The organism is Streptomyces spiramenti (assembly GCF_012034385.1).
Classification (GTDB): Bacteria; Actinomycetota; Actinomycetes; order Streptomycetales; family Streptomycetaceae; genus Streptomyces; species Streptomyces spiramenti.
This window is the reverse complement of the sequence record NZ_JAAVJB010000049.1, coordinates 1-26,226: the sequence shown is the minus strand read 5'-3', so window position 1 is coordinate 26,226 and position 26,226 is coordinate 1. Positions and strand designations below refer to the sequence as shown.

General features: G+C 74.1%; 22 protein-coding genes. 12 read left to right on the top strand and 10 right to left on the bottom strand.

Going from position 1 to position 26,226, the window contains the following annotated elements:
- From HCJ92_RS08945 to galK, 4 genes are all read left to right on the top strand, one after another.
- A partial coding sequence (locus tag HCJ92_RS08945; protein ID WP_167932935.1) for an outer membrane protein assembly factor BamB family protein occupies positions 1-1,995 on the top strand: 1,995 nt, incomplete at its 5' end.
- 217 nt (positions 1,996-2,212) lie between these two features.
- A complete protein-coding gene (locus HCJ92_RS08940) occupies positions 2,213-3,040 on the top strand; it encodes a LuxR C-terminal-related transcriptional regulator (protein ID WP_167932934.1) in 828 nt (275 codons plus the stop codon).
- Between the two features lie 167 nt (positions 3,041-3,207).
- On the top strand, positions 3,208-4,302 hold the full coding sequence (gene galT, locus HCJ92_RS08935; protein WP_167932933.1) for a galactose-1-phosphate uridylyltransferase: 1,095 nt from the start codon (positions 3,208-3,210) through the stop codon (positions 4,300-4,302).
- On the top strand, positions 4,299-5,534 hold the full coding sequence (galK, locus tag HCJ92_RS08930; RefSeq protein ID WP_167932932.1) for a galactokinase: 1,236 nt from the start codon (positions 4,299-4,301) through the stop codon (positions 5,532-5,534). Before galT ends, galK begins: the two co-directional genes overlap by 4 nt.
- 286 nt (positions 5,535-5,820) lie before the next feature.
- On the opposite strand, the gene HCJ92_RS08925 is transcribed toward galK, so the two are convergent.
- Positions 5,821-6,747, bottom strand: coding sequence for an NADP-dependent oxidoreductase (locus tag HCJ92_RS08925; protein WP_167932931.1), 927 nt, complete (start codon positions 6,745-6,747; stop codon positions 5,821-5,823).
- 360 nt (positions 6,748-7,107) lie between these two features.
- Between HCJ92_RS08925 and HCJ92_RS08920 the strand changes: the two genes are divergently transcribed.
- A complete protein-coding gene (locus HCJ92_RS08920) occupies positions 7,108-7,896 on the top strand; it encodes a response regulator transcription factor (protein ID WP_167932930.1) in 789 nt (262 codons plus the stop codon).
- 180 nt (positions 7,897-8,076) lie between these two features.
- Here HCJ92_RS08920 and HCJ92_RS08915 read toward each other — a convergent pair whose 3' ends face one another.
- A complete protein-coding gene (locus HCJ92_RS08915; RefSeq protein WP_167932929.1) occupies positions 8,077-8,574 on the bottom strand; it encodes a MarR family winged helix-turn-helix transcriptional regulator in 498 nt (165 codons plus the stop codon).
- 86 nt (positions 8,575-8,660) lie between these two features.
- Here HCJ92_RS08915 and HCJ92_RS08910 point away from each other — a divergent pair, with 86 nt between their 5' ends.
- Both HCJ92_RS08910 and HCJ92_RS08905 read left to right on the top strand, forming a co-directional pair.
- Positions 8,661-9,473, top strand: a complete 813-nt coding sequence (locus HCJ92_RS08910) for a methyltransferase domain-containing protein (protein WP_167932928.1) — start codon at positions 8,661-8,663, stop codon at positions 9,471-9,473.
- Positions 9,474-9,749: 276 nt separating this feature from the next.
- Positions 9,750-10,364 carry a GNAT family N-acetyltransferase gene (locus HCJ92_RS08905; RefSeq protein ID WP_167932927.1) on the top strand — a complete coding sequence of 205 codons (615 nt, stop codon included), beginning with the start codon at positions 9,750-9,752 and terminating at the stop codon, positions 10,362-10,364.
- Positions 10,365-10,489: 125 nt separating this feature from the next.
- Here HCJ92_RS08905 and HCJ92_RS08900 read toward each other — a convergent pair whose 3' ends face one another.
- On the bottom strand, positions 10,490-11,026 hold the full coding sequence (locus tag HCJ92_RS08900) for a MarR family winged helix-turn-helix transcriptional regulator (protein WP_167932926.1): 537 nt from the start codon (positions 11,024-11,026) through the stop codon (positions 10,490-10,492).
- A gap of 92 nt (positions 11,027-11,118) precedes the next feature.
- On the opposite strand from HCJ92_RS08900, the gene HCJ92_RS08895 reads away from it, so the two are divergent.
- Together HCJ92_RS08895 and HCJ92_RS08890 are read left to right on the top strand one after the other, a co-directional pair.
- Positions 11,119-11,562, top strand: a complete 444-nt coding sequence (locus tag HCJ92_RS08895; protein WP_167932925.1) for a Rid family hydrolase — start codon at positions 11,119-11,121, stop codon at positions 11,560-11,562.
- Between the two features lie 265 nt (positions 11,563-11,827).
- The gene (locus HCJ92_RS08890; RefSeq protein ID WP_167932924.1) at positions 11,828-12,238 is read left to right on the top strand and encodes a rodlin; all 411 of its coding nucleotides are present in this window, start codon (positions 11,828-11,830) and stop codon (positions 12,236-12,238) included.
- Between the two features lie 233 nt (positions 12,239-12,471).
- On the opposite strand, the gene HCJ92_RS08885 is transcribed toward HCJ92_RS08890, so the two are convergent.
- From HCJ92_RS08885 to HCJ92_RS08875, 3 genes are all read right to left on the bottom strand, one after another.
- A complete protein-coding gene (locus HCJ92_RS08885; RefSeq protein ID WP_167932923.1) occupies positions 12,472-13,692 on the bottom strand; it encodes an MFS transporter in 1,221 nt (406 codons plus the stop codon).
- Between the two features lie 332 nt (positions 13,693-14,024).
- Positions 14,025-14,627 carry a TetR/AcrR family transcriptional regulator gene (locus HCJ92_RS08880; protein ID WP_209310889.1) on the bottom strand — a complete coding sequence of 201 codons (603 nt, stop codon included), beginning with the start codon at positions 14,625-14,627 and terminating at the stop codon, positions 14,025-14,027.
- A gap of 89 nt (positions 14,628-14,716) precedes the next feature.
- Positions 14,717-15,802: an acyl-CoA desaturase gene (locus HCJ92_RS08875; RefSeq protein ID WP_167932921.1), complete on the bottom strand. Its 1,086-nt coding sequence runs from the start codon at positions 15,800-15,802 to the stop codon at positions 14,717-14,719.
- A gap of 279 nt (positions 15,803-16,081) precedes the next feature.
- Between HCJ92_RS08875 and ppc the strand changes: the two genes are divergently transcribed.
- The 3 genes from ppc to HCJ92_RS08860 all read left to right on the top strand — a co-directional run bounded on the left by ppc (position 16,082) and on the right by HCJ92_RS08860 (position 22,264).
- Positions 16,082-18,850, top strand: a complete 2,769-nt coding sequence (ppc, locus tag HCJ92_RS08870) for a phosphoenolpyruvate carboxylase (protein ID WP_167932920.1) — start codon at positions 16,082-16,084, stop codon at positions 18,848-18,850.
- Positions 18,851-19,204: 354 nt separating this feature from the next.
- A complete protein-coding gene (locus HCJ92_RS08865) occupies positions 19,205-20,635 on the top strand; it encodes an alkaline phosphatase (protein ID WP_209310884.1) in 1,431 nt (476 codons plus the stop codon).
- 168 nt (positions 20,636-20,803) lie between these two features.
- Positions 20,804-22,264, top strand: coding sequence for an alkaline phosphatase (locus tag HCJ92_RS08860; protein ID WP_209310883.1), 1,461 nt, complete (start codon positions 20,804-20,806; stop codon positions 22,262-22,264).
- 72 nt (positions 22,265-22,336) lie between these two features.
- On the opposite strand, the gene HCJ92_RS08855 is transcribed toward HCJ92_RS08860, so the two are convergent.
- The 4 genes from HCJ92_RS08855 to HCJ92_RS08840 form a co-directional block, all read right to left on the bottom strand.
- Positions 22,337-22,858 (bottom strand): hypothetical protein, encoded by a 522-nt coding sequence (locus HCJ92_RS08855; RefSeq protein WP_167932919.1) that lies wholly within the window; start codon positions 22,856-22,858, stop codon positions 22,337-22,339.
- A gap of 139 nt (positions 22,859-22,997) precedes the next feature.
- On the bottom strand, positions 22,998-23,594 hold the full coding sequence (gene pth, locus HCJ92_RS08850; RefSeq protein ID WP_167932918.1) for an aminoacyl-tRNA hydrolase: 597 nt from the start codon (positions 23,592-23,594) through the stop codon (positions 22,998-23,000).
- Positions 23,595-23,695: 101 nt separating this feature from the next.
- Positions 23,696-24,298 carry a 50S ribosomal protein L25/general stress protein Ctc gene (locus HCJ92_RS08845; protein ID WP_167932917.1) on the bottom strand — a complete coding sequence of 201 codons (603 nt, stop codon included), beginning with the start codon at positions 24,296-24,298 and terminating at the stop codon, positions 23,696-23,698.
- 366 nt (positions 24,299-24,664) lie between these two features.
- The gene (locus HCJ92_RS08840; RefSeq protein ID WP_167932916.1) at positions 24,665-25,639 is read right to left on the bottom strand and encodes a ribose-phosphate diphosphokinase; all 975 of its coding nucleotides are present in this window, start codon (positions 25,637-25,639) and stop codon (positions 24,665-24,667) included.
- Positions 25,640-26,226: the final 587 nt, after the last annotated feature.

Sequence of the window (26,226 nt, the reverse complement as noted above, 5' to 3'; positions counted from 1 at the left end):
GGTGGCGTGGATGTCGAGCTTCAGCTCGGCGAGGACCTCCTCGACGCGGGCGTTGCGCTCGGCCTCGCCGACGTCGCCGGGGAAGCGGAGTTCGGCGCGCCCCCGCAGCAGCCCCCGGCCGGTGCCTTCGGCGCCCCAGCGGCACCGCCCCGGCCCCCGGAGGGCAGCCTCAGCAGCCCCCAGGACGCCTCCGGCGGATTCGGCGCACCCTCGCAGCCTTCGCAGCCCGCCCAGCCGCCCGGCGGCCACGGCGCGCCCGCGCAGCCGTCCCCGCCCGCGGGTGGCTACGGCACGCCGCAGCCCGGCGGCTACGGCACCCCGAGCCCCTCCGGGGGGTACGGCACCCCTCAGCAGCCCGGCGGGTACGGCACCCCCCAGCCGCCCGGCGGGTACGGCTATCCCCAGCAGCCCACCCCCGGGTACGGCTACCCCCAGCAGCCCCCGGCCGGTTACGGCTACCCGGGCGGTCCGGCCGGTCACGTCACCGAGCCCCAGGGCTTCGGCGCGCCGACCGCCCCCGGCCAGGTCTCCTTCGACAAGTCGGGTGGCGGTTCCGGCGGCAACGGCGGCGGCAAGGAGTGGAGCTTCTCCGGCTCCCGCGGCCCGCTGATGGTCCTCATGGTCGGCGTGGTCGTCTCCGCGCTCGTCGCGGGCGGCTTCACCGTCTACAACGTGACACGGGACGATTCCACCACCGCGGCGCCGGTCGACAACGAGGACCCGGCGCCCGGTGACGACGGCGAGGGCGACGGGGGAGGCGACGGCGCCGCGGACGGCGCCGGAGGTCCCGGTCTGCCCACCGAACCCTTCGATGCTTCGCTGCTCTTCGAGGAGGAGGTCGCCGAGCTCGCCGAGGACGAACTCAATGACTCGCCGGGCCTGTGGTTCGAGGACGGCTCGGTGATCCGGGTCGCCAACCAGGAGGTCGTCAGCTGGGGCGAGGACGGCGAGATCAACTGGACCTACCCCAGCGCCCGCGGCAACTGCGCCTCCTCCAACACTGTCTCCGAGGGCCGCATCGCCCTCCTGGAGGGCCAGAACTGCGAGGTGCTGACCGTGCTGGACCTCGCCGACGGCGAGGCGGTCACCAACATCGAGCTGACCGACGGGATGGTGCTCAACCACCACCCCGCGATCCTCGGCGACTACGTCGCGATGGCGACCACCCGCGGCGGCTTCGGCTGGGAGATCGAGACCGGCGAGGTGCAGTGGGAGCCCCAGCAGGGCGAGGACTGCAAGGTCGTGGACTACGGGGTCCACGAGGAGCTGTTCATCGAGCACCAGCAGTGCGGTCTGCCGATCGACACCGGCGTCCCCGGGTCGATCGTCGCGCGTGACGAGGCCGGCGAGGAGCAGTGGAGCTGGTCCTACGAACCGCAGCACGACGACAAGGAGTTCATCGTCCAGAACCTGGTGTCGGTCGACCCGCTCGTGGTCCGCGCCGACCTCAAGGTCGAGGGCGGCGGCTTCGCCGACACCGAGGCCGCGCTGTACTCGGTCAAGGAGGACTTCAGCGATCTCGGTCCGCGCCTGGACTTCGACCGTGAGCGTCACGTCGACCTCTGCCGGTACGGATCGCAGCTCGTCTGCGACGGCCCCGTCGTCCACGACGGTCTGCTGTACGTCACCACCACCGACGTGCCCGCGACGGTCGTCGCCGTGGAGATCGCCACCGGCAACGCCCTCTGGGAGGTCGGCGCGCTGGAGGACGACCGCGCCGAACTGCGGCCCATCGGGGTCCAGGACGACAAGGTCATCGCCTATCAGGTGCCGAGCTACTCGGGCACCGGGCGCGTCGTCGCCATCGACCCCGCGACGGAGAGCGCCGAGGTCGTCATGGTGATGCCGCTGGAGCACGCCGAGACGGCGCGCGACATCATGATGAACGCGAGCGCCAGCAACGCCGTGGCGCGGTGGTACGACAACCGGCTCGTGCTGGTCCGCACCGCCTACTCCCCGCGCTACGAGACGCCCTCGCTCCAGGTGTACGGCTGAGCCGTGCCGCCCGCCGGCGGCAGTGCTGTTCCGGCCGGAGTGCGACCGGTGTGAGACAGCTATCAGCATTCGACACCCCCGGTACCCCTCGACGGGTACCGGGGGTGTCGCGTTGCCCGTACTCTGCCGCCTCAGGCCCGCCCGAGCGCCGCCCGCGACGCGGTGTGCGGTCCCCACCCCGGCGGGCAGAGCCGGGAGCGGGACCGCGGGAGGCGCGATGACGTTACGGGTGGTGGTCGCCGACGACCGGCGACTGGTCGCGGAGGCGCTGGCGTCCGCGCTGCGGATGCGCGGGCACCGGGTGCTGGCGGCCGGGAGTCCGGTGGCGCGGGCCGTCGAACTCACCACCGGCCGCAGCCCGGAGGTGTGTCTGCTGGGTTCGGCCGACCCCGACGGCGCCTCGGTGCTGGAACCGCTGGCCCGGCTCGTCGCGCACTCGCCCAAACTGGCCGTCGTCGTACTGGGCCCGGTGCCGTGTCCGCGCGGAGTCGCAGCCGCCTTCGCGGCAGGGGCGCGGGGCTACGTGCGGCACGACGAGCGGATCGACGGCGTCGAACGGGCGCTGGCGCGAGCACGCGCCGGCGACACGGCGGTCGCGCCCGGCCTGCTCCGGGAGGTCTTCGGCGCCCTGCTGGACCCCGGGCCGGCGCCCGCCGCCGAAGGCGCCCGGCTGGCCGCCCAGTTGACGCCCCGCGAGGCCCACGTGCTGCTGCGCATCGTGGACGGCGACGACACCCGACGGATCGCCGACGGCCTCGGCGTCGCCCCGAGCACCGCCCGCACCCACATCCAGCGACTGCTCGCCAAGCTGGGGACGGCGACCAGGCTGGAGGCGGTGGCCGTCGCAGTCCGGACCGGGCTGCTGGAGCAGCTGGACACGCCGCCGCAGCGACAGCGACCGCAGCAAGAGCAACAGCAACAGCAACAGCAACAGCCGCAGCAGCGGTCGCAGTCGGTGTCGCGGCAGCCGGGCGGCGCGCACCGGGATGCCGCGCCCCGGGCGGTCTCCGGGGCACCCTCGGCCGAGGACCGCCCGCACGGGTGAAAACCCCGCGCCACCGGCGTTGTTGACGCCCCTCCGGCCTGCCTGTTGGATGCTGGCGGAAGATGTGCGGTTCTGTTCGGACTGCCCTGCGCCGCCCAGGCAGCCGGGGTGGCCGGCCGCCGAACATGCCTGCGGCGGGTGCGCCCCGCGCGACCAGGGGAGTTCCGATGCGCAGGACGTCCACCCGGCTCGCGGACGGTCGGGAGTTGATCTACTACGACGCCGACCCGCCCGAGAACGGCCACGCCCCGGCCGCCCGCAGGGTCCCGCGACCCGACCCCCGCCCGGCACCGGCGACCGCCCCGGCCTCCACCACCGAGCTCCGGGTGGACGAGCTGGCGGGGGAGACCGTCGCCTACGCCGCGCACCGCCAGGACCGGACCTTCCTCCCGCCCGCGGAGAGCTGCCCGCTCTGCCCGGCCACCGACGCCCGCAGTGAGGAGATCCCCGAACACGACTACCAGGTCGCGGTGTTCGAGAACCGCTTCCCCTCCTTCGGCGGTGGCCGCGGACGCTGCGAGCTGGTCTGCTTCACCGCCGACCACGACCGGTCCTTCGCCGACCTCACCCCCGACAGGGCCGCGCTGGTCCTCGACGCGTGGACCGACCGCACCGCCGAGCTCTCCCGGCTGCCGGGCGTCCGACAGGTCTACTGCTTCGAGAACCGCGGGGTGGAGATCGGCGTCACACTCCACCACCCGCACGGCCAGATCTACGCCTACCCCTACCTCCCGCCCCGTACCGCCCGCACGCTCGCGGCGCTCGCCCGCCACCGTGCCGAGACCGGGGAGAACCTGCCGGACCGCCTGCTGGCCGACGAACTCGCCGACGGACGCCGCGTCGTGGCCACCACCGACCACTGGGTCGCCTTCGTGCCCTACGCCGCCCGCTGGCCGTACGAACTGCACCTGCGCCCCCGGCGGCGCGTCCCGGACCTCACCGCGCTCGACCCCGCCGAACGCGCCGAGTTCCCCGAGCTGTACCTCCGGCTGCTGCGCGGCTTCGACCGGCTCTTCGGCGACGACGCGCCCCCGACCCCGTACATCGCCGCATGGCACCAAGCGCCCGTCGGCGATCAGGAACCAGACGAACCCCACTGCGCACGCGAGGAGTTCGCACTCCGGCTGGAACTGCTGACCGTGCGGCGGGGGCCCGGCAAGCTGAAGTACCTCGCCGGATCCGAGTCCGGCGCCGGCGCGTTCGTCAGTGACGTCCTCCCCGAGGCAGCCGCCGAGCGGCTGCGGGAGGTGACCACCCCGTGAGCGGTGCCGGAACCGGCCGGGAGCCAGGGCCGGGCGTCACGCGCCCCGGCGTCCCCGCACCCCGCACGGTCGGCGAAGTCGCCGACGCGGCACGTCAGTTCTTCGTCCGGTGCCACGGCGCCCCGCCGTCGACGGTCTGGACGGCACCGGGGCGGGTCAACCTCATCGGCGAACACACCGACTACAACGGCGGGTTGGTCCTGCCGGCGGCGCTGCCGCACCGGACCGCCGTCGCGGCGGCCCCCCGGGACGACGGCCTGGTCGTCCTGCACTCCGCCGCACGGGACGCGGCACCGGTGACCCTGCCGGTCACCGCCCTCCGGCCGGGAGCCCCCGACGGCTGGGCCGCCTACCCCGCCGGTGTCCTGGCCGAGCTGCGTGCCGCGGGCGCGGAGCTCGACGGGGTGTCCCTCGCGGTCGTCTCGGACGTTCCCGCCGGTGCGGGACTCTCCTCCTCGGCCGCCCTCGAAGTCGCCACCGCGGGCGTGCTGGCCGACCTCGCCGGGCTGGAACCCGAACCCCGCATGCTCGCCGAGACCGGGCGGCTCGCCGAGCACCGGTACGCGGGCGTGCCCTGCGGCGTCATGGACCAACTCGCCGTCTCCTGCTGCCGCGCGGACCACGCCCTGCTGCTGGACACCCGGGACGGCACCCTGGACCACATCCCGCTGGACCCCGGCGCGGCCGGGACCACGCTCCTCGTCGCGGACACCCGGGTCAGCCACCGACTCGCCGACGGCGCGTACGCGGAGCGCCGTGCCGGCTGCGAGGAGGCGGCACGGCTGCTCGGCGTGGCCGACCTCCGTGAAGCGGAGGCGCGCGACGGCGCCCCCGACAGCGTCCTCGCCGAACTCCCCTCCCCGCTGCGGCCATGGGTGCGCCACGTGGTGAACGAGAACACCCGGGTGCGCCGGGTGGCGCACCTGCTGCGTTCGGGCGACGTCCGCGGCGTCGGCCCGCTGCTGACCGCCGGACACGCCTCGCTCCGCGACGACTTCGCCGTCTCCTGCCCGGAGGTGGACGTCGTGGTGGGCGCTGCGGTGGCGGCGGGCGCACTCGGCGCCCGGATGACGGGCGGCGGGTTCGGCGGCTCGGTCGTCGTCCTGGTGGAGACGGCGGCGGTGGGCGCCGTGACCGACGCCGTCCACCGGGCGGCGCACCGCGCCGGGCAACCGGAACCGCGTGTCTTCCCCGCGACCCCCGCGGCGGGCGCCGCCCGCGCCCCCGCCTGACGCCGAGAGGCGCGGGCTCTCCGTCCCGGGCGTCGGCGGGCGAGAGCGGCACCGTGCGGCTGGTGGGCCCGGCTCGCCGGGGGCCGGGCGGGCCGGGACTCCGGGCGGGCAGCCTCGGAGCGTGTTCGAGACCCCACGCCGGGCCCGCCGACGCCGGCTACGGCCATCTGCTGTGGCGCCAGGAACGCCCGAGCACAACCCGATGCGAGGGCGCCCCTCCGCCGTGCAGCCGACCGCGTCCGACGCCGCGAGCCGATCCGGCAGGGGTTTCGCACACGCGCTCAGCTCAGGAGACGCTCAGGACGATCTTCCCGTCGAGGTGCCCCACGGCCAGTGCCCGGTGCGCCTCGGCCGCCTCCGCCAGCGGGAACACGGCGTGGAGCGGCACGCGCAGCAGCCCCTCCCGGTGCAGCGCCACCACCTGCGCGAGCCCCGCGGCGGCATGGTCGACCGGACCGCCGCTTCCCGAGGAGAAGCGGGCGCCGTGCCGACGCGCGGCGATAGGGTCCACCAGGCTCAGCACCCGGTCCGGTGCTCCGGCCAGCGCCACCGACTCCCCGAGGACGTCGGCGCCCGAGGTGTCGAGGACCGCGTCCACCCCGGTCGGGACCGTCTCCCGGACCCGGTCGGCCACCCCGTCGCCGTAGGTGACGGCCATCGCGCCCGACTCCGCCACCCGGGGTACCGCGGCGGCCGAAGCGGTACCCACCACGCGGGCTCCGCGCGCCAGCGCGAACCTCACCGCCATGGCGCCGACGACCCCGCCGGCGCCATGGACCAGCAGGGTGTCGGCGGTACCGACGCGCAGCTCCTCCAACGCCCGCCAGGCCGTCTCCGCCGCCACCGGCAGTGCGGCGGCGTGCTCGACGTCCATACCCTCCGGGACGCGCGCCAGCCGGTCGCGGTCGGCGACGGCCCGGGTGGCGTAGCAGTGCTGGGCGAGCCCCATCACGGCCTCGCCCACCGACAGGTCGTGGACGTCCTCGCCCACGGCGTCCACGGTGCCCGCCAGCTCCGAGCCGGGGACGAACGGCAGCTCCAGCGGCCAGGCGCCCGCCATGGTGCCGGAGCGCAGCTTGGCGTCGAGCGGATTCACCCCGCTCGCCCGGACGGCGACCCGTACCTGCCCGGGGCCCGGGTGCGGCTCCGCCAGTTCCAGCGGGGCGAGCACCTCGGGGCCGCCGTACTCGGCGAAGGCCATGGCCATGGGCATTGCGGCACCCGCTTCCGGTCGGCCGCACGGTGGCGCGGCGTGTCGACAGCTACGGCTGCCAGTGTCGCCCGGCACGGCCGGTCGCGCGCTCCGGGAGGACCGGGGACCGGCGCGCCGGGCAGGGGCGGGTACCGGGTGGCCGCGGGGAGGCCGGGCGGGGCGGTGTGGCGCCGCCGACGGCCGGATTCTGGCGGTCCGACGCCCGGCGATGACCAAATCCCGGCGCATGGGCGGGAGTTGCCGCAATTCGCCCTACTCCTTCCGGTTCACCGCCGTACGCTGTACGCCTGTCGGCACCGCGCGTACCCGCGGTGCCTTTCTGTGATGTTCAGGGGCGCGGACAGTCGCGAGGGGGAGGCCATGGACCGCATCCGGACGCTGGTGGTGGACGAGCACCGGGTCTTCGCGGAATCGCTCGCCACCGCGCTCTCCGCGGAACCCGACGTCTCCGCCGTCGCCGCGGGCGGGACCCGGGCAGCCGGGCGGCTGCTGGGCCGGGCCCGCGCCTCCGGCGAGCCCTTCCACGTGCTGCTGGCGGACGCCGGGCTGCTACCGGACGCCACCGCCCCCGCGGTGAACGCTGCCGCGAAGGTGCCGGTGACGGCGACCGCGGTGGCCGTCACCCAGGACGCTCCTACAGGCACCGCCGACAGGGCCGCGTCCGCCGGTGCGCCCCCGGCGGACGAGCCCGACACCTCGCTCCTGACCCACCCCGGGTTACGGCTGGTCGTCCTGGCGGCCCAGGACGACGCCGGCACCGCGGCGCGGCTGCTGTCGGCCGGCGCTCTGGGATGGGTGGCCAAGGACAGCTCGCTGGCGCGGCTCACCCACGTCCTGCGGGGCGTGCTCCGTGACGAGACGCACCTGCCGCCCGCACTGCTGACCGGCGTGCTGCGGGAGATGACCCGCGAGCGCCAGGGGCGCGGCGAGTACCAGCGGCTGGCTGACGCCCTCACCCCGCGCGAGCTGGAGGTGCTGCGCTGCATGCTGGCGGGGATGGGCCGCAAGGCGGTGGCCGAGCGCCTCTACCTCTCGCCGCACACCGTCCGCACCCACATGCAGAACGTGCTGGGCAAGCTGGGCGTCCACTCCACCCTCGCGGCGGTCGCGGTGGCGCGCCGCGCGGGCGTGCCACCGGCCGAGGGCTGACCGCCCGTCGTCCCACCGCCGGGGCCCGGCGTCCCGTCACCCGCCGGGGCCCGACGCCGGGAGCCGGCGCGGACCACCGCGGCACGTCGCCGACACGGGGGGCGCGGGCCGACAGTCGCCGCCCCCGTCGCCCCCTCCGCTTCGTCGTGGGGCACGTGGTGCCCTGCGGCGTCCGTGGTGTCAGTGGCCGGTGTTGTCGAACGGAGCCGTCAGCTCCCGCAGCAGCCCGGCGAGTTCCCTGCGCTGACCCAGCGACAGCTCGGCGAGGATCGCCCGCTCCTGCTCCAGCAGTCCGGCCAGTGCGCGGTCCGCGTGGTCCTGGCCCGCCGGGGTCAGCCGCACCAGCACGCCCCGACGGTCAGTCGGGTCCGGCAGCCGCTCCACCAGGCCCTTCTTCGCCAGCCGGTCGATGCGGTTGGTCATCGTGCCGGAGGTCACCAGCGTCTGCGTCAGCAGCTGTCCGGGGGAGAGCTGGTACGGCGAGCCGGCGCGCCGCAGCGCGGTGAGCACGTCGAACTCCCAGGGCTCCAACCCCAGCTCGGCGAAGGCGATGCGGCGCGCGCGGTCGAGGTGCCGGGAGAGCCGCCCGACGCGGCTCAGCACCTCCAGCGGCTCCACGTCGAGATCGGGGCGCTCGCGCCGCCAGGCTGCCACCAGTCGATCGACCTCGTCCTCCATGGCATCAGTGTAGTAGTTCTGTCGACGTGAAGTCTCTTGATCGCGACTATCTTGACGTCGAGAGAAAGAGGCGACAGGGTGGCGTCATGACGACCACGCGCTGGGACCCCGACCAGTACAACCGCTACGCCGACCACCGCACGCGTCCGCTGCGGGACCTGATCGCGCGGGTCCCTGCGCTCGCCGCCGAGGAGCTGCGGATCGCCGACCTCGGATGCGGGCCCGGTGGCCCCACCGCCGTCCTCGCCGAGCGGTGGGGCCGTGCCCGCATCACCGGGTACGACAGCTCGGCCGAGATGCTGGCCCGCGCCTCCCGCCTCGCCGGCCCCACCCCGGGCGGCGGAAGCCTCGCCTTCGAGCAGGCCGACATCGCGGCGTGGCGCCCCGACCGGGACCACGACCTGATCGTCTCCAACGCCGCGCTCCAGTGGGTGCCCGACCATGTGGCGCTCTTCCCGCGTTGGATCGCCGCCCTGGCCCCCGGCGGCGCACTCGCCTTCCAGGTGCCGGGCAACTTCGGCGCCCCCAGCCACCTGCTGCTGCGGGTGCAGTGCCTCGCACCGCGCTGGCGCGACCGGCTCGGCGGGTTGCTGCGGGAGGTGACGCCCGTCCACGAACCCGGCGGTTACCTCGACGCGCTCAGCGTCCTCGGCTGCGAGGTCGACACCTGGGAGACCGTCTACCACCAGCTCCTGCCCGGCCCGGACCCCGTCCTGGAATGGATGCGCGGCACCGCCCTGCTCCCCGTCCTCGACGCCCTCGCGGACGACCCCGGGGCGACGGAGGCGTTCCTCGCCGAGTACCGCGACCGACTGCGCACCGCCTACCCGGCCGGCTCCTTCGGCACGGTCCTGCCCTTCCGGCGGATCTTCGTCGTGGCCCGGCGGCGGGCGGGCTGAGAGCGTGGAGGCCCCACGCCGGGCCCGCGACGCCGGCTACGGCCATCTGCTGCGTTGTCGGCAACGCCCGAAGGCACCCCGGTAGGAGAGTGCCCCTCCGCCGTGCGGCTGACCACATCTGATGCCGCGAGCTGATCCGACGCGGGGTCTCACACGCGCTCTGAGCTGAGGCCGACCGTCGGCCACGATGCCGCCGGGCCCGTGCCGCGCGGCGGCGCCGCCGCGTCCGGTCGAAACGCGTTGCCCGGCGCCCCCGCACGCTGCCAGGATCGCCGGATGAGCACGTCACGACACCCGACCGCCCCGGTCGTCCGCCCCATCACCGACGCCGACGTCCCCACCGCGGTCACCACCCTTGCCGACGCCTTCGCCGACTACCCCTTCACGCGGCACGTGATCGCCGCCGCAGGCCACCGGGAGCGCATCCGCCGGTACCAGGAGCTGTGCCTGACCCGCGTCGGCATGGCCCACGGCCGGGTCTGGGTGGCGGACGCCGGCTGCGCCGTCGCAGTCTGGGGCGTCCCCGGGCACGACCCGTCGCCCGCCTTCGCCGAACTCGGGCCGATCCTCGCCGAGCTCAGCGGTGACCGCGCACCGGCCGCCGTCGCCGCGGACGCGGCGATGGCGCCGCACCGGCCCGAGGAGCCGGGATGGTTCCTGGAGGCGGTCGCGACCGCCCCCCACCGGCAGGGCGCCGGGCTCGGCCGCGCCGTGCTCGCCCCCGGGATCCGGGAGGCCGAGCGCGGCGGCCACCCGGCGTTCCTGGAGACCTCCGACGAGGCGAACGTGGACTTCTACCGGCGGCTCGGCTTCGTGGTCACGGCCGAGGTGCAGCTCCCGGACGACGGCCCGCGCACCTGGTGCATGCGGCGGGACCCGAACCGCGGCTGAGGCGCGGAACGGACGGTGGGCCGATGCCCCGGGGCCTCCGCCGTCGCGCGCGGTGCAGCCCCGGAGCCCGAGGCGTCCGGCGTTCGGGTGGGGCGACCGGGACGACCCGGGGGCGGCCCGTCGCGTCAGGCCAGGTCGGAGGGGCGGGTCCGCAGCTTCGCGGCGAGCCGGGCCAGCGCCCGCTGGTCGGCCGCGGTCAGCGGGTCCAGCACCAGCTTCCGGACCGACCGGAGGTGGACGGGGGCGGCGGCCTCGACCACCGCGAAGCCCGCGTCCGTCAGCTCCGCGACGGTGAACCTGCCGTCCTCCGGATCGGGGGAGCGCGTCAGCCAGCCCCGCTGCTCGAACCGCCGGGCCACGTTCGACAGGCGTGACAGCGAGCCGTTGGCCAGGTGGGCGAGCTCGCCCATCCGGAGCCGCCGCTCCGGTGCCTCCGAGACGTGGCTGAGGACCAGGTACTCGAAGAGGGTCAGCCCGGCCTCACGCTGCAACGGGGTCTCCAGTCGCCCGGGGAGCAGCAGGGCCAGGGAGATCAGCCCGGTCCAGGCCTCCTTCTCCGCCGGGTCCAGCCAGGCGACCTCGTCGGTCTCCCCGGTCTCCTCGGTGAGCGCCGTGGGCGTGACGCCCTCCTCTTCCCGGTGACCGTGGTCGCTGCTCGCCATGGCGTCACGATACCAAGCGGGATGACTTCACACGTGAACTGAATCCGTGCTACGTTCATTACACGCTTGAAGTCAACCAGTGAGGAGCCACCATGACTGCCACCACCGGGACCCCCGAGTTCTTCGCCACCCCCGGCTACGGGGACACCCAGCTGGAGAACATGCGCTACCACCAGGCCGTCCGGATCGGCGACCGCGTGGAGATCTCCGGCCAGGGCGGCTGGGACGACGAACTGAACTTCCCCGACTCGCTGGAGGAGGAGATCGTCCGCGCCTTCGATAACGTCGAGCGCACCCTCGCCACCGCCGGGGCGAGCTGGCCGGACGTGATCTCGGTCGACTCCTTCCACGTCCCGACCGAGCCCGACGAGATCGGGATCGCCCACAACCGGGTCATGGTCGAGCAGTTCCGCCGCCGCATGGGGGAGCGCGCCCCGATCTGGACCGAGATCGGGGTCCCCGCCCTCGGCGCCCCGGGCATGCGGGTCGAGATCAAGGTCACGGCGCTGCTGGGCTCCGACCGGTCGGCCGGCTGACCCCGATCCTGACCGCCCCCGCTCCGGCCCGACCCCGATTCGGCCCGCTCCCGCTCCGGCCGCTCGGCCGGGCGGGCCCGCGGGGCGAGGTCACCGCAGGTGAGCGACGGCACGGGCTCAGAACGTCCACTTGGTGCACCTGGAAGACCTGAACGAGGTACCAGAGGGGGCCGAACGGGTGACTAAGGGAAACTCTTCGTGCTGTGGCCAGTTGTTCAGGCCGTCCCGCGAGGGACAGTCTCAGCCACTCGGAAGGACACAGCAAGTGATCAAGAAGACGCTCGCCACGGTTGCCGTCGCGGCCTCCGCCCTCGGTGCCACCGCCGCCGCCGCTGCCCCCGCGCTGGCCGTCGGTGACGACACCGCTGGCCACACCGCGGTGTCCGGAAACGGCGCGGAGAAGGTCTTCGGCAACACCACCACTCACGGTGGCATGAGCCCGAACATGGCCCTGGTCCAGGGCTCGCTGAACGACATCTGCGCCCCGATCATCCCGGGCAAGCTCAACGTCGGCAGCGTTGTCGGCCTGGTCCCGATCACCGTTCAGGACATCCTCACCAGCACCAACGAGCAGAACTGCGCCGAGAACTCGACGCTGCAGGACGGCGACGACCCGCTGTCCAACCTGCTGTCCAACGTCGAGGTCCTCTCCGGCAACGGCGGCAGCTCCCGCTGAAACGCCTGACGGCGTACAGCAACTGGCGCACGCCGGGTTCTACGGCCTTCTGACCGGCGTACGCTCCGAACCCCCTCCCTGGTTGGCTTCCTTCCCGGGGAGGGGGTTCACCCCTGTCCGCACCCGGCCGGCGCCGCCGTCCCCCCCGCACGGCCCACGCACACCGGCACGGCCGGCCATCCGCTCCGGCGAGCAGCCTCCGGCCTCGACCGCGCCGCGCCCGGTCGCGGCGCTCACTCCCGCAGCGCTCGCCCGCCGGCGCCACCCGGGCGCAGCCACAGGGCCGCGAACAGCGCCACCGCCATGCCGCAGCCGGTGAACACCAGCCCCGCGCCGCGCAGCCCCATCGCCACCGTCAGCGCGCCGACCCCCACCACCGGCAGGGAGATGCCCAGGTAGGCGGCGACGAAGAACGCCGACATCGTCTCGCCCCGGTGGTCCTCCGGGGCGCGGCCCGACACCGCCGCGATCCCCGCGCGGAACGCCAGCCCCTGCCCGACGCCGCCCACCACCGCGCCCGCGACCAGCAGTGGCAGTGAGTGCGCCAGCAGCGAGGCGCCGATGAGCGCCATGCCGGCGACCAGCAGCACGCAGCCCGCCGGCAGCGCCCGCACCACGGACAGGCGGTCCACCAGGAGTTGTCCCACGGTGGAGGAGGCGAAGGCGGAGAAGACGACGGCGCCCGCCACCGCGAGATTGCTCACCGCCAACTCCCGCGCCATGAACGTCGGTGCCACCGAGGTGAAGAGGCCGAACAGCGCGAACCCGGTGAATCCCGCCAGCGCCGCCGGGGCGAAGACCGACCGCACCTCGCGCGGCACCCGGGGCGCCCGGGGGCGCGGCCACCCCGTCGACCGCGCGCGACGCACCGTCTCCGGCAGCAGCGCGGTCAGCGCCACGGCGACCACCAGCAGCCCCAGGTGGACGAGGTAGGGGGTGCGCAACGGCGCCGGCGCGTACTGCGCCAGCACCCCGGCGAGCAGCGGTCCGCAACCGAGCCCGCCCATGTTGGCGGCGGTCGCGGCGAAGGCGGCGCGGGCGCGGGACGCCGCCGGCGCCAGCTCCATGACCGCCACCGTCGCCGCCCCGGTGAGTAGCCCGGCGGAGAACCCGGAGAGGACCCGGCCCGCGAACAGCGCCGGCAGCCCCGTCTCGAAGGCGAAGCACAGGGCGCTGGCCATCGACAGCACCAGGGCGGCCAGCAGGACCGGCCGCCGCCCCCGCTGGTCGGAGACCCCGCCGAGCAGCGCCAGCACCGCGATGACCCCGGCGGCGTAGGTCGCGAACACGACCGTGACGACGAAGGAGGAGAACCCGATCTCCTCCTGGTACAGCCCGTACAGCGGCGTGGGCAGCGTGGTGCCGGCCATGCCGACGGTGAAGACGTAGGCCGCCGCGAGGTAGTGCCAGGAGCGCGCCGGCCGAGCGGCGCGGGAGGTGCCGGTGGTCGTCATGGCGGGAGCGTAGGGCGCCCCGGCGGCGCGCGCCGGGCACGCCGCAGCCGGTCGGTGGGCCGACACCCGATCGGCGTGCCGGGGCGGGCGGTCGGCAAGGGCGGTCGGCCGGGCCGGCCCCGGACCTGCGGCGACCGGGGGCGGCAGCGCAACGCGCCTCTTCGCTCAGAGCGTGTGGGACACCCCGCGTCGGATCGGCTGGCGGCGCCGGACGCGGTCTGCTGCACAGCGGAGGGGCGCCCTCATCCCGGGTTGTGTTCGGGCGTTCCTGACAACGCAGCAGATGACCGTAGCCGGCGTCGCGGGCCCGGCGTGGGGTCTCACACACCCTCTCAGGTGCGGCGGTGCCCGACCAGCCGCGGCTTGTGCTCCATGCCCGACAGGCCGTGCCAGGCCAGGTTGACCAGGTGTGCGGCGACGTCGGCCTTCTTCGGCTTGCGGACGTTGAGCCACCACTGGCCGGTCAGCGCGACCATGCCGACCAGGGCCTGCGCGTACATCGGCGCCAGCTTGGGGTCGTAGCCGCGGGCCTTGAACTCGTGGCCGAGGATGTCCTCCACCTTGGTCGCGATGTCGCCGATGAGGGACGCGAAAGTACCCGTGGACTGCGCGACCGGCGAGTCCCGCACCAGTATGTGGAAGCCGTCGGTGTGCTGCTCGATGTAGTCGAGCAGGGCGAACGCGGCCTGCTCCAGCAGCTCCCGCGGGTGGCCGGCGGTGAGGGCGCTGGTGACCATGTCCAGCAACCGGGCCATCTCCCGGTCGACGACGACCGCGTACAGCCCCTCCTTGCCGCCGAAGTGCTCGTAGACGACCGGCTTGGAGACTCCCGCCTTGGCGGCGATCTCCTCCACCGAGGTGCCGTCGAACCCGCGGGCGGCGAACAGGGAGCGCCCGATGTCCAGCAGCTGGGCCCGGCGTTCGGTGCCGGTCATCCGCCGTCGGCCCCGCCGGGGCTGCTTCGGGGACTTCTCTGTGCTGTCGTCGCTCGCCACGCCTACTCCCGGTTCACTGCTGCGGTCCGTCACCCGGCGCGGACGACGGGTGCCCCCTCCCGCTCCTCCGTGTCCTGCTCCGTGCGCACGCGCCGTGCCTCGATGCGGGAGGACCTGGGCCAGCGTACGTCGTACGCCCAGCCCGCCTTCTCGAACCAGCGGATCAGCCGGGCGCTGGAGTCGACCTGTCCGCGGTCCACTCCGTGCCGTGCACAGGTCGGATCGGCGTGGTGCAGGTTGTGCCAGGACTCCCCGCACGAGAGTACGGCCAGCCACCAGACGTTGCCCGAGCGGTCCCGCGACGCGAACGGCCGCTTGCCGACCGCGTGGCAGATCGAGTTGATCGACCAGGTGACGTGGTGCAGCAGCGCGACCCGGACCAGCGAGCCCCAGAAGAACGCGGTCAGCGCGCCCTGCCAGGACCAGGTGGCCAGGCCGCCGATCAGCGGCGGCAGCAGCAGCGAGACCGCGGCCCACAGCGGGAACTGGCGGGAGACGCGCCGGACCGCCTCGTCGCGGATGAGATCCGGGGCGTACTTCTCCTGCGGCGTCTGCTCGCGGTCGAACATCCACCCCATGTGGGCCCACCAGAGCCCCTTCGCCAACGCCGGGACCGTCTCGCCGTACCGCCAGGGGGAGTGGGGGTCGCCCTCGGCGTCGGAGTGCTTGTGGTGGCGGCGGTGGTCGGCGACCCAGCGCACCACCGGTCCTTCGACCGCCATCGACCCGGCGACGGCCAGCGCGATCCGCAGCGGGCGCTTGGCCTTGAACGCGCCGTGGGTGAAGTGGCGGTGGTAGCCGACCGTGATGCCGTGGCAGCCGATGAAGTAGAAGACCGCGAGCAGCAGCAGGTCCAGCCAGCTGACGCCCCTGCCCCAGGCGAACGGCACCGCGGCGAGCAACGCCACGAACGGCAATGTGATGAAGAGGAACAGCGCGACCTGTTCCGGCGTGCCGCGGCGCTCGCCGCCCAGCGTGGCGGAGGGGGCGACCGTCGCCCCGGGGTCCGCCGTCGCGGCGACCGTCGGGGGTGGGACGCCGTCCGGAGAGGCGGCCTCGTGGTCGGGGGCGCCGTGGGACGTGCTGCCCTGCGCCACACCTGGATCAATGGTCATGTGCGAACCTCGGAGCAAAGAAGTGGTGCAAAAAGGAAACCACGGGCTTACGGTACCGTAACCTACGCAAGCGTAGGTAGAACCGCGTGGAAATCCGCAAGAGCGGGCGAAGCGGTGCAACGGTGCGCTTCCGTGCGCTCGCCGGGGCGTCAGCCGTCCCCGACGCGCACCCGGGACGGCGAAAGGGGGGTCCCCCCGGCGGGACCAGTGCATATCCTGGGGCGGCCGGACAGCGCGGTCCGTAGAGATACGTCGATAGAGCCGCAAGGAGCCGTACCTGTGAGCAGCGCCGACGCCATCCACGACCCCGGGTCCACCGAGGACCAGGACGCACACGAAAGCGGCGCGGCACTACGCGCCGACATCCGCCGGCTTGGCGACCTCCTGGGCGAGACCCTGGTCCGGCAGGACGGCCAGGACCTGCTGGAGCTCGTCGAGCGGGTCCGCCGCCTCACCCGCAGCGACGGGGAGGCCGCCGCCGAACTCCTCGGCGAGACCGGTCTGGAGACGGCCGCCAAGCTGGTCCGCGCCTTCTCCACCTACTTCCACCTCGCCAACGTCACCGAGCAGGTGCACCGCGGTCGCGAGCTGCGGGCGCACCGCGCCACCGAGGGCGGCCGACTCGCCCGCACCGCGGACATGCTCAAGGACGCCGACCCCGAGCACCTGCGGCAGACCGCGGCCAACCTCGGAGTCCGCCCCGTCTTCACCGCACACCCCACCGAGGCCGCCCGCCGCTCGGTCCTCACCAAGCTCCGCACCGTCGCCGCCCTCCTCGACGCCGACAACGGCGACGGCGGTGCCGACCGCCGCCGCACCGACCTCCGGCTCGCGGAGAACATCGACCTCATCTGGCAGACCGACGAACTGCGCGTCGTACGCCCCGAACCCGCCGACGAGGCCCGCAACGCCGTCTACTACCTCGACGAGCTGCACAGCGGGGCCGTCGGCGACGTGCTGGAGGACCTCGCCGCCGAGCTGGAGCGCGCCGACGTGGTCCTGCCGCCCGGCAGCCGCCCGCTGACCTTCGGCACCTGGATCGGCGGCGACCGCGACGGCAATCCCAACGTCACCCCGCAGGTCACGTGGGACGTCCTGCTCCTCCAGCACGAGCACGGCATCGAGCAGGCGCTGGCGCACATCGACGAACTGCGCAGCCTGCTCTCCAGCTCCATCCGCAATACCGGGGTCACCGACGAACTGCACGACTCCCTCGCCGCGGACCTCGAACGCCTCCCGGAGATCACCCCCCGCTACAAGCGGCTCAACGCCGAGGAGCCCTACCGGCTCAAGGTGACCTGCGTCCGGCAGAAGCTCCTCAACACCCGCGCCCGGCTCGCCGCCGACGCGCCGCACCGACCCGGCCACGACTACCTCGGCACCGCCGGCCTCCTCGCCGACCTCACCCTGGTCCAGGAGTCGCTGCGCGCCCACCGGGCCGGCCTCGTCGCCGACGGCCAGGTCGAACGCGTCATCCGCACCGTCGCCGCCTTCGGCATCCAGCTCGCCACCATGGACGTCCGCGAGCACGCCGACGCCCACCACCACACCCTCGGCCAGCTCTTCGACCGGCTGGGCGAGGAGTCCTGGCGCTACGCCGACATGCCGCGCGACTACCGCACCCGCCTCCTCGCCAAGGAGCTGCGCTCGCGCCGTCCGCTCGCGCCCACCCCGGCGCCCCTCGACGACGACGGGGCCAAGACCCTCGGGGTGTTCGCCACCGTCCGCCGCGCGCTGGACACCTTCGGGCCCGAGGTCATCGAGTCCTACATCATCTCGATGTGCCAGGGCGCCGACGACGTCTTCGCGGCGGCCGTGCTCGCCCGCGAGGCCGGGCTGATCGACCTCCACGCCGGCTGGGCCCGCATCGGCATCGTGCCGCTGCTGGAGACCACCGACGAGCTGCGCATCGCCGACGAACTCCTCGACGCGATGCTCTCCGATCCCTCCTACCGGCGCCTGGTCTCGCTCCGCGGCGACCTCCAGGAGGTCATGCTCGGCTACAGCGACTCCTCCAAGTTCGGCGGCATCACCACCTCCCAGTGGGAGATCCACCGCGCCCAGCGCCGACTGCGCGACGTCGCGCACCGGCACGGCGTGCGGCTGCGGCTCTTCCACGGCCGGGGCGGCACCGTCGGCCGGGGCGGCGGCCCCACCCACGACGCGATCCTGGCGCAGCCCTGGGGCACCCTGGAGGGCGCCATCAAGGTCACCGAGCAGGGCGAGGTGATCTCTGACAAGTACCTCGTGCCGTCGCTGGCCCGGGAGAACCTCGAACTGACCGTCGCCGCGACGCTCCAGGCGTCCGCGCTCCACACCGCCCCGCGTCAGCCCGAGGAGGCGCTGGCCCGCTGGGACGCGGCGATGGACACCGTCTCCGACACCGCCCACACCGCGTACCGGGCGCTCGTGGAGGACCCGGACCTCCCGGCGTACTTCTTCGCGGCGACCCCCGTGGACCAGCTCGCCGAGCTGCACCTCGGTTCGCGCCCCTCGCGCCGCCCCGACAGCGGCGCCGGGCTCGACGGGCTGCGGGCCATCCCGTGGGTCTTCGGCTGGACCCAGTCCCGGCAGATCGTGCCCGGCTGGTTCGGCGTCGGCTCCGGACTGCGCGCCGCCCGCGAGGCGGGGCTCTCCGAGGTGCTGGCGGAGGCGTACGAGCGCTGGCACTTCTTCCGCAACTTCCTCTCCAACGTCGAGATGACGCTGGCCAAGACGGACCTGAGGATCGCCGGGCACTACGTGGACACTCTCGTCCCCGACGAGCTGAAGCATGTCTTCGACACCATCCGCGCGGAGCACGACCTCACTGTCTCCGAGGTCCTGCGGATCACCGGCGAGGAGCGGCTGCTCGACGCCAACCCGGAGCTCCGCCAGACGCTCCAGATCCGCGACGCCTACCTGGACCCGATCTCCTACCTCCAGGTCGCGCTGCTCCACCGGCAGCGCGTCGCCACCGAGCGCGGCGAGGCGCCGGACCAGTTGCTCTCCCGCGCGCTGCTGCTCACCGTCAACGGAGTCGCGGCCGGGCTCCGCAACACCGGCTGACACCCCGTCCCCGTCGTCCCGGCTCCGGCCGGGCTGCCGGTGCACCCGTGCCGCTCCCCACCGATCCCGGTGGCGGGCGGCACGGCCCGTTCCGGGAACGCCTCGTCCCCTCCGCGCGCCCCGTCCCCTCCGCGCTCTCCGGCTCCCGCGCGCTCCCGCTCCCGCGCCCCGCCGGAGCGGGGACCGGCGCGCGCCCGGCCGTCCGGGTGGGCGGCGGGTACCGGACCGGTGGTCTTCGCCGCCGCCACGGGTGTCGTACCCCCGGGCGTCACCGCACGGTCGCACCCTGGTCCCACCGGGCAGGAACAGGGCGGGCGCGGGACCGGCGCCCCGGCAGTGCGAGGAGGCACCGCGGTGCACATCTCACGGACCACACACGTCACCGGCCCCGGGCGGGCCGGAGCCGTCACGGCGGCGCTCGCGCTCGCGATGGCGCTGATCGCCGCCTCCGGCGGCGAGGACGAGGAGCTCGCGGCGGCCGACGGCCCCCGGAACGTCATCGTCCTCATCGGCGACGGCATGGGGTACCAGCAGATCGACGCCGCCTCCCTCTACCGCGACGGCACGACCTTCGGTCAGGTCACCGTCGACCCGGGTGCGGAACGGGTCGAACGGTCCCCGGCGCAGGCGTCGACCGTCTACCAGGGCTTCCCCGTCGCGGCCTCGGTCGCGACCTACCCGCGCGGCGGCGCCTACGACCCGAAGGCCGCCTGGGAGACCTTCCCCGCCGTCACCGAGGGGTTCACCGACTCCGCCGCCGCGGCGACCGCCCTCGCCACCGGGGAACGCACCGACAACGGGCGGCTCGGTACCGACGCCCAGGGCAACGCCCTCCCCAACCTCACCGAGCACGCGGCGGAGTCGGGCCGGTCGACAGGTGTCGTCACCTCCGTCCCGTTCAGCCACGCCACCCCCGCCGGGTTCGTGGTCCACCAGAACGGCCGCGGCGACTACCACGCCATCGCCCACGAGATGATCCACGACAGCGACGTCGACGTCGTCATGGGCGCCGGCGACCCCGACCGCGACGCGGACGGCCGCCCGCTGCCGGAACCCGACCACACCTATCTCTCGGCCGCGGACCACCGCGCGCTCCTCGACGGCGAGACCCCCTTCACCCTCGTCAACAGCCGCGACGGCTTCCGCGACCTCGCCGCTGCGACGACGCCCCCGGAGCGCGTCCTCGGCCTCGCGCCCGTCGCCGCCACCCTCCAATACGAGCGTTCCGGCCCCGACCGGACCGACGCCGGCGAGCCGGTCGCCGGCGCGCAGCCGTACGCCGCGCCCGTCACCGAGGAGGTCCCCACCCTCCGCGAGATGACCGAGGCGGCGCTGAACGTGCTGGACAACGCCTCCGGGGAGGGGCTGTTCCTCATGGTGGAGGGCGGCGCCATCGACTGGGCCGGCCACGCCAACGACCTCAACCGGCTCATCGAGGAGCAGATCGCCTTCGACGACACGGTCGCCGCCGTCACGGAGTGGGTGGAGCGCGAGAGCAACTGGGAGGAGACGCTGGTGGTCGTCACCGCGGACCACGAGACCGGCTATCTGAACGGCCCCGGCGCCGACCCCGGCCTGCGTCCGCTCAGCGGGGAGAAGGGTGAACTTCCCGCCGTCTCCTGGCACTCCACCGACCACACCAACTCCCTGGTGCCGCTCTACGCCCGCGGCGCCGGCGCGGAGCGCCTCCACGCAGCGGCCACCGGCCGGGACCCGGTGCGGGGCGCCTACCTGGAGAACGTCGACATCCCGCGCACCGTCCTCACCCTGTGGGGGCGCGACTGACCGCGCGGAGCCGGCGCCACGACGCCTGACGGGACACCTCGCCCGACGGGGCGGTATCGCGCCGGTCGGCGGCGAGGAGCGGTTGACGTCCGGCGCCGTCACTCCATGATGGGGCGTCAGTACCAGGAGTGCCCTCTGGTACCTCCCCCATCGCAGGAGGACAGCCCAGTGCACCTGACATGGACCAGCCGGCTGGCCGCAGGGACCGCGACGGCCGCTCTCGCGCTCACCCTGGCCGCCCCCGTCTCCTCGGCGGACGGCACCGGCCCGGCCACGACCGCACCCACCGCCGACGAGCAGAGCGACGGGGCCGCACCGACGGGCTTCGGCCCCAAGAACGTCATCTTCCTCATCGGCGACGGCATGGGCTTCAACCAGGTGGACACCGCCAGCCTCTACGAGCACGGGGTGAGCTACCACCAGGTCGACGTCGAGCCCGGAGCCGGCGACGTCACCCGGCAACCCGGCCGGGCCACCCAGGTCTACCAGCACTTCCCGGTCGGCGTCGCCGCCGCCACCTACCAGCACGGCGCCGGCTACGACCCGGCGATCGAGTGGGGCAGCTTCCGCGGACCGCTGCAGAACCGGCCCGACTCCGCCGCGACCGCCACCGCGCTGGCCACCGGCGTCCGCACCTACAACGCCGCCATCGGCGTCGACCCCGACCGCAAGCCGGTCCGCAACCTCACCGAGCGGGCGCAGGAACTCGGCAAGGCCAGCGGAGTCGTCACCAGCGTGCCGTTCACCCACGCCACCCCGGCCAGCTTCGTCGCCCACAACGAGCACCGGAACAACTACCACTCCATCGCCCGCGAAATGCTGTGGGAGCACGAGATCAACGTCGTGATGGGCGGCGGCCACCCCTGGTACGACGGCAACGCCCAGCGGCGCGACGAGCCCGTCTTCCAGTACCTCGCCGAGGCGGAGTGGAACGCCCTCTCCGGCGGTGAGACCCAGTTCGACCTGGCGGAGACCCCCGAGGAGTTCGCCGCGCTCGCCACCGCGGAGACCACCCCCGAGCACGTCTTCGGCATGCCGCAGGTCGCCGCGACGCTCCAGTACGACCGCGGCGGCCCGGACCGCGCCGCCGACGGCACCCCGGTCGCCGGGGCCGAGCCGTTCACCGCGCCGAAGAACACCGGCGTCCCCCGGCTCGACGAGATGGCCTCCGCCGCGCTCAACATCCTCGACAACGCCTCCGAGGAGGGGCTGTTCCTCATGGTGGAGGGCGGCGCCATCGACTGGGCCAGCCACGCCAACGAGCTGAACCGCCAGATCGAGGAGCAGAGCTCCTTCAACCGCACCATCGAGACCGTGGTCGACTGGGTGGAACGCGAGAGCAGCTGGGCCGAGACCCTCGTCGTCGTCACCGCCGACCACGAGACCGGCTACCTCACCAGCACCGACGCCGACCCGGGGTGGAAGCCGATCCAGGGCGGGAAGGGCGAGCTGCCCCGTACCACCTGGCACACCGGCGGCCACACCAACGCCCTCGTCCCGGTCTACGCCAAGGGCGTCGGCGCCACCCGCATCGAGCAGTACGCCCGCCACGAGGACCCGGTGCGCGGCGCCTACCTGGAGAACATCGACATCGCCGAGACCGTCTTCGACTACTGGGGCCGCCCCTGACCGGCGCCTCCGACCGACCGCCCCCGTCCCGCCGCGGCGCGACGGGGGCGGTCGCGCGCGGTCAGGACGCGGTCAGGACGCGGCGGTCAGGAAGGTGGCGGTGATCAGCGCGAGCCCCGTTGCGGCGACGGCGAGGCCGGGGCGGGGGAGGCGCAGGCCGCCCGCGACGATCACCGAGGCCAGCAGCAGCGCCCCGGCCAGCGGCAGCCAGCCGTAGAGAAAACCCGGCAACCCGGTCCGCACCACCTGCGCGCTGTCCGGCCGCAGCGCCACCGCCACCCGGTCGCCCTCCGCGCGGCCGGCGCGCTGCTCCAGCTCCACCGTCGGATGTGCCTCCCCGAGCGGGGAACGCGGCACGAACGGGCCGGTGCAGTAGCGGGGGCCGCAGCGGTCCACCGTCATCGTGCCGCGCGTGACCTCCTTGGCGTACAGCGAGTACTGCACCGTCCCCCACGAGGCCCAGGCGCCGGAGACCACCAGCAGGGTGACCACCAGGGAGGACCCGAGGACGCGGCACGCGCCGAGGGCGCGGCGGGGACGGGCGCGGGGGCGGTGCCGCACCGCGCCGGGCGGGGCGGTGGCGATGACCGGCATGGCCGCATACTTCGGCACCGCCGGTCCCCGGTCAAGAGCCCCTGCGCGGGCGGTGGTTGCGCCCCGCGCCGCCCGCGGGCGGGCCCCGCCGGGCGGTCGCCCGCCGAGCTGTCCACCGCCGCACGGCGCGATCGCTGGTTCAGCTGTTGAAGGCGGACTGCGCGCGGTCTAGGCCGTCGGTGATCAGCGCCTCCACGGCGTCGGCGGCGCGGTCGACGAAGTAGTCGAGCTCCTTGCGCTCCGTGGAGGAGAAGTCCTTGAGCACGTAGTCCGAGACCTCCATGCGCCCGGGAGGACGGCCGACCCCGAACCGCACCCGGTAGTACTCGCGGCCGAGGGTGGAGGTCAGGGACTTCAGGCCGTTGTGCCCGTTGTCGCCGCCGCCCCGCTTCAGCCGCAGCACGCCGTAGTCGATGTCCAGCTCGTCGTGGACGACGACCACCCGCTCCAGCGGGATCTTCTGGTAGCCGCACACGGCGTTGACGGGACCGCCGGAGAGGTTCATGTAGCTCATCGGCTTGGCCAGCACGATCCGTCGGCTGTCCGGCCCGGGCGGGCCCAGCCGGCCCTCGGCCACCATGGCGCGCGAACGGTGCACGGCGAACCGCGCGCCGATCCGGTGCGCGAGCAGGTCGGCGACCATGAAGCCCACGTTGTGCCGGTTGCCGGCGTACCCCGGCCCCGGGTTCCCCAGACCGGCCACCAGCCACGGCCCGTTCTCAGCTGTCTCGCTCACCTGGTTCCTCGCTCTCGGCGGTCATGCTGTGCTGCGGCTCACGACCGGACGGCCGGGGCCCGCCGGGGCCCCGGCCGTCCGGGAAGAGAGTGCGGTGCGGGTCAGGCCGCGCCGTTCTCCTCGCCGTTCTCCCCGCCCTCGGCGTCGGCCGCGGGCTCCTCGGCCTGCGGGGCCACGACCTGGACGACGACGGCGTCCTCCTCGGTGACCAGGGTGACGCCCTTGGGCAGCTTGACGTCCTTGGCGAGCACCTGGTCGCCGGTCTCCAGACCGTCGACGGAGACGGCGATGGACTCGGGCAGGTGGGTGGCCTCGGCCTCGACCGACAGGGTGGTGAGGGCGTGCTCCAGCAGGTGCTGGCCGGGGGCCAGGTCGCCGGAGACGTCGACGGGAACCTCGACGGTGACCTTCTCGCCCTTCTTCACCACGAGCAGGTCGATGTGGACCAGCTTGTTGCGGAGGGCCTCGCGCTGGATGGCCTTGGGGATGACGAGCTGCTGCTCGCTGCCCTCGACGTCCAGGCTGATCAGGACGTTGGGGGTCTTGAGCGCCATCATCAGGTCGTAGGCGGGCAGCGTGACGTGCACCGGGTCGCCGCCGTGGCCGTAGATGACGGCGGGGACGCGGTCGGCGGCACGGTTGCGGCGCGACGCGCCCTTGCCGAACTCGGTGCGGGGCTGGGCGGCGATGTTGACGTCGGCCATGGTGGCGCTCCTCTTGCGAAGGGATGGATGGGTCTGCCGGACGAACCGGGGTGCGCCCGGGCGTCCGGCGCACACCATCCGCGGTGATCGGGCCCGCTCGGGGCCGTGCCGCATCAGAGGAGCGCGTCGATAACGGACGGCCGTGCGGTACCTCGCGGCACCTGCGACGGCCTCCCTCGCCGAGCATCGCCGGGCAGTCTAGCGGGGCGGCGCGCCCGGAGGGAAACCGGGCGCCGGGCCGGACCGGTGGGCCGTGCGCCCGTGCGCCCGTGCGCCCGCGGGCCGCCGGGGATGTCGCGCGAGGCTCCACCGTGGCGAGATGCCGTGCCAGGCGCCGCGGGCCGGGCGGGATGTATCAGACAGGGCCTAGTGGTCCTCGAAGAGGCTGGTGACCGAGCCGTCCTCGAAGACCTCGCGGATCGCACGGGCGATGGTCGGCGCCAGCGGCAGCACGGTGATCTTCTCCATGCCGAGCCGGCTGGGCGTGGGCAGCGAGTCGGTGAAGACGAACTCCGAGACGCGGGAGTTCTTCAGACGGTCCGGCGCCGGGTCGGAGAGGATGCCGTGGGTCGCGGTGACGATGACGTCGGCGGCGCCGTTGGCGTACAGCGCGTCGGCCGCCGCGCAGATCGTGCCGCCGGTGTCCACCATGTCGTCCACCAGCACGCACACCCGGTCGCGGACGTTGCCGACGACCTCGTGGACGGAGACCTGGTTGGCGACGTCGGGGTCGCGGCGCTTGTGGACGATGGCCAGCGGCGCGTTGAGCCGGTCGCACCAGCGGTCGGCGACCCGGACCCGGCCGGCGTCCGGCGACACGATGGTCAGCTTGTCGCGGTCCACCCGGTCGCCGATGTAGTCCGCGAGCAGCGGCAGCGCCTGGAGGTGGTCCACGGGGCCGTTGAAGTAGCCCTGCACCTGGTCGGCGTGGAGGTCCACGGCGAGGATGCGGTCGGCGCCGGCGGCGGTCAGCAGGTCGGCCATCAGCCGCGCCGAGATGGGCTCCCGGCCGCGGTGCTTCTTGTCCTGGCGCGCGTAGCCGTAGTAGGGGATGACCACGGAGATCGACCGGGCCGACGCGCGCTTCATCGCGTCGATCATGATCAGCTGCTCCATGATCCAGGTGTTGACCGGCGCGGTGTGGCTCTGGATGAGGAAGCAGTCCGCGCCACGGACCGACTCCTTGTAGCGGACGTAGATCTCGCCGTCGGCGAAGGTCCGGGCGGTCGTCGGTACCAGCTGCACTTCGAGGGCGTCCGCGACCTCCTTCGCCAGCTCGGGGTGAGCGCGGCCGGAGAAGAGCATCATCTTCTTCTCGCCGGACGTCTTGATCCCGGTCACAGCAGGTCTCCTTGAGTGTCGCTCCGGAGTTCACCGAACCCCGACGGTCGCCTTTCGGCCATCGGCCCGAGGCATCTCTACGGTACGTGGTGGCCGCCGAGGCGGAACACCGGTGCGCCGGCCCCGGACCCGGCGGGACCCGGACGACCCTGGCTCCGGAGCTCGCCGGTGACCCGGTCGCCAACGCCGCGCCGTTGAGCAGATCATCGCAGTTCAACGTTTGTGTGGCGAGAGCGGGACAAGAACCGACCGCCCGGCGCGCGACGGCGCATGCGCGGTGTCGCGTCACGGCTCTGCCGCTTCCGGGCGCCCCCGGACACGCCGGGTGTGAGATCCGCCGCGTCGGGGGGTTCCGGCGTTGCGGCAGCCACCGCGAGGTCGTGACACGTCACAGAACGTGGCGCGGTCCGGGGGTCGGGCACGGCGGGTCGCGCACCGGTGGCGCTGCGTGCGACCGGTCGGCGCCCCGACCGCGGCACACCTCGCCCCGCGGCACACCCCGCACCGCCGCACGTACCGCACCGCGGCACGCCCCGCACCGGCCGCGTACGCCGGACGCCCCCGCGCGGGGCGGGGGCCCGCGTCGT

What these genes read in the sequence shown, in the direction of transcription:
- HCJ92_RS08920 (WP_167932930.1), top strand. Translation starts at nt 7,108, where the DNA reads ATGGACCGCATCCGGACGCTGGTGGTGGACGAGCACCGGGTCTTCGCG.
- HCJ92_RS08845 (WP_167932917.1), bottom strand. Translation starts at nt 24,298, where the DNA reads ATGGCCGACGTCAACATCGCCGCCCAGCCCCGCACCGAGTTCGGCAAG.
- HCJ92_RS08875 (WP_167932921.1), bottom strand. Translation starts at nt 15,802, where the DNA reads ATGACCATTGATCCAGGTGTGGCGCAGGGCAGCACGTCCCACGGCGCC.
- HCJ92_RS08855 (WP_167932919.1), bottom strand. Translation starts at nt 22,858, where the DNA reads ATGCCGGTCATCGCCACCGCCCCGCCCGGCGCGGTGCGGCACCGCCCC.
- HCJ92_RS08895 (WP_167932925.1), top strand. Translation starts at nt 11,119, where the DNA reads ATGACTGCCACCACCGGGACCCCCGAGTTCTTCGCCACCCCCGGCTAC.
- HCJ92_RS08880 (WP_209310889.1), bottom strand. Translation starts at nt 14,627, where the DNA reads ATGACCGGCACCGAACGCCGGGCCCAGCTGCTGGACATCGGGCGCTCC.
- HCJ92_RS08905 (WP_167932927.1), top strand. Translation starts at nt 9,750, where the DNA reads ATGAGCACGTCACGACACCCGACCGCCCCGGTCGTCCGCCCCATCACC.
- galT (WP_167932933.1), top strand. Translation starts at nt 3,208, where the DNA reads ATGCGCAGGACGTCCACCCGGCTCGCGGACGGTCGGGAGTTGATCTAC.
- HCJ92_RS08910 (WP_167932928.1), top strand. Translation starts at nt 8,661, where the DNA reads ATGACGACCACGCGCTGGGACCCCGACCAGTACAACCGCTACGCCGAC.
- HCJ92_RS08900 (WP_167932926.1), bottom strand. Translation starts at nt 11,026, where the DNA reads ATGGCGAGCAGCGACCACGGTCACCGGGAAGAGGAGGGCGTCACGCCC.
- HCJ92_RS08925 (WP_167932931.1), bottom strand. Translation starts at nt 6,747, where the DNA reads ATGCCCATGGCCATGGCCTTCGCCGAGTACGGCGGCCCCGAGGTGCTC.
- HCJ92_RS08915 (WP_167932929.1), bottom strand. Translation starts at nt 8,574, where the DNA reads ATGGAGGACGAGGTCGATCGACTGGTGGCAGCCTGGCGGCGCGAGCGC.
- HCJ92_RS08940 (WP_167932934.1), top strand. Translation starts at nt 2,213, where the DNA reads ATGACGTTACGGGTGGTGGTCGCCGACGACCGGCGACTGGTCGCGGAG.
- HCJ92_RS08885 (WP_167932923.1), bottom strand. Translation starts at nt 13,692, where the DNA reads ATGACGACCACCGGCACCTCCCGCGCCGCTCGGCCGGCGCGCTCCTGG.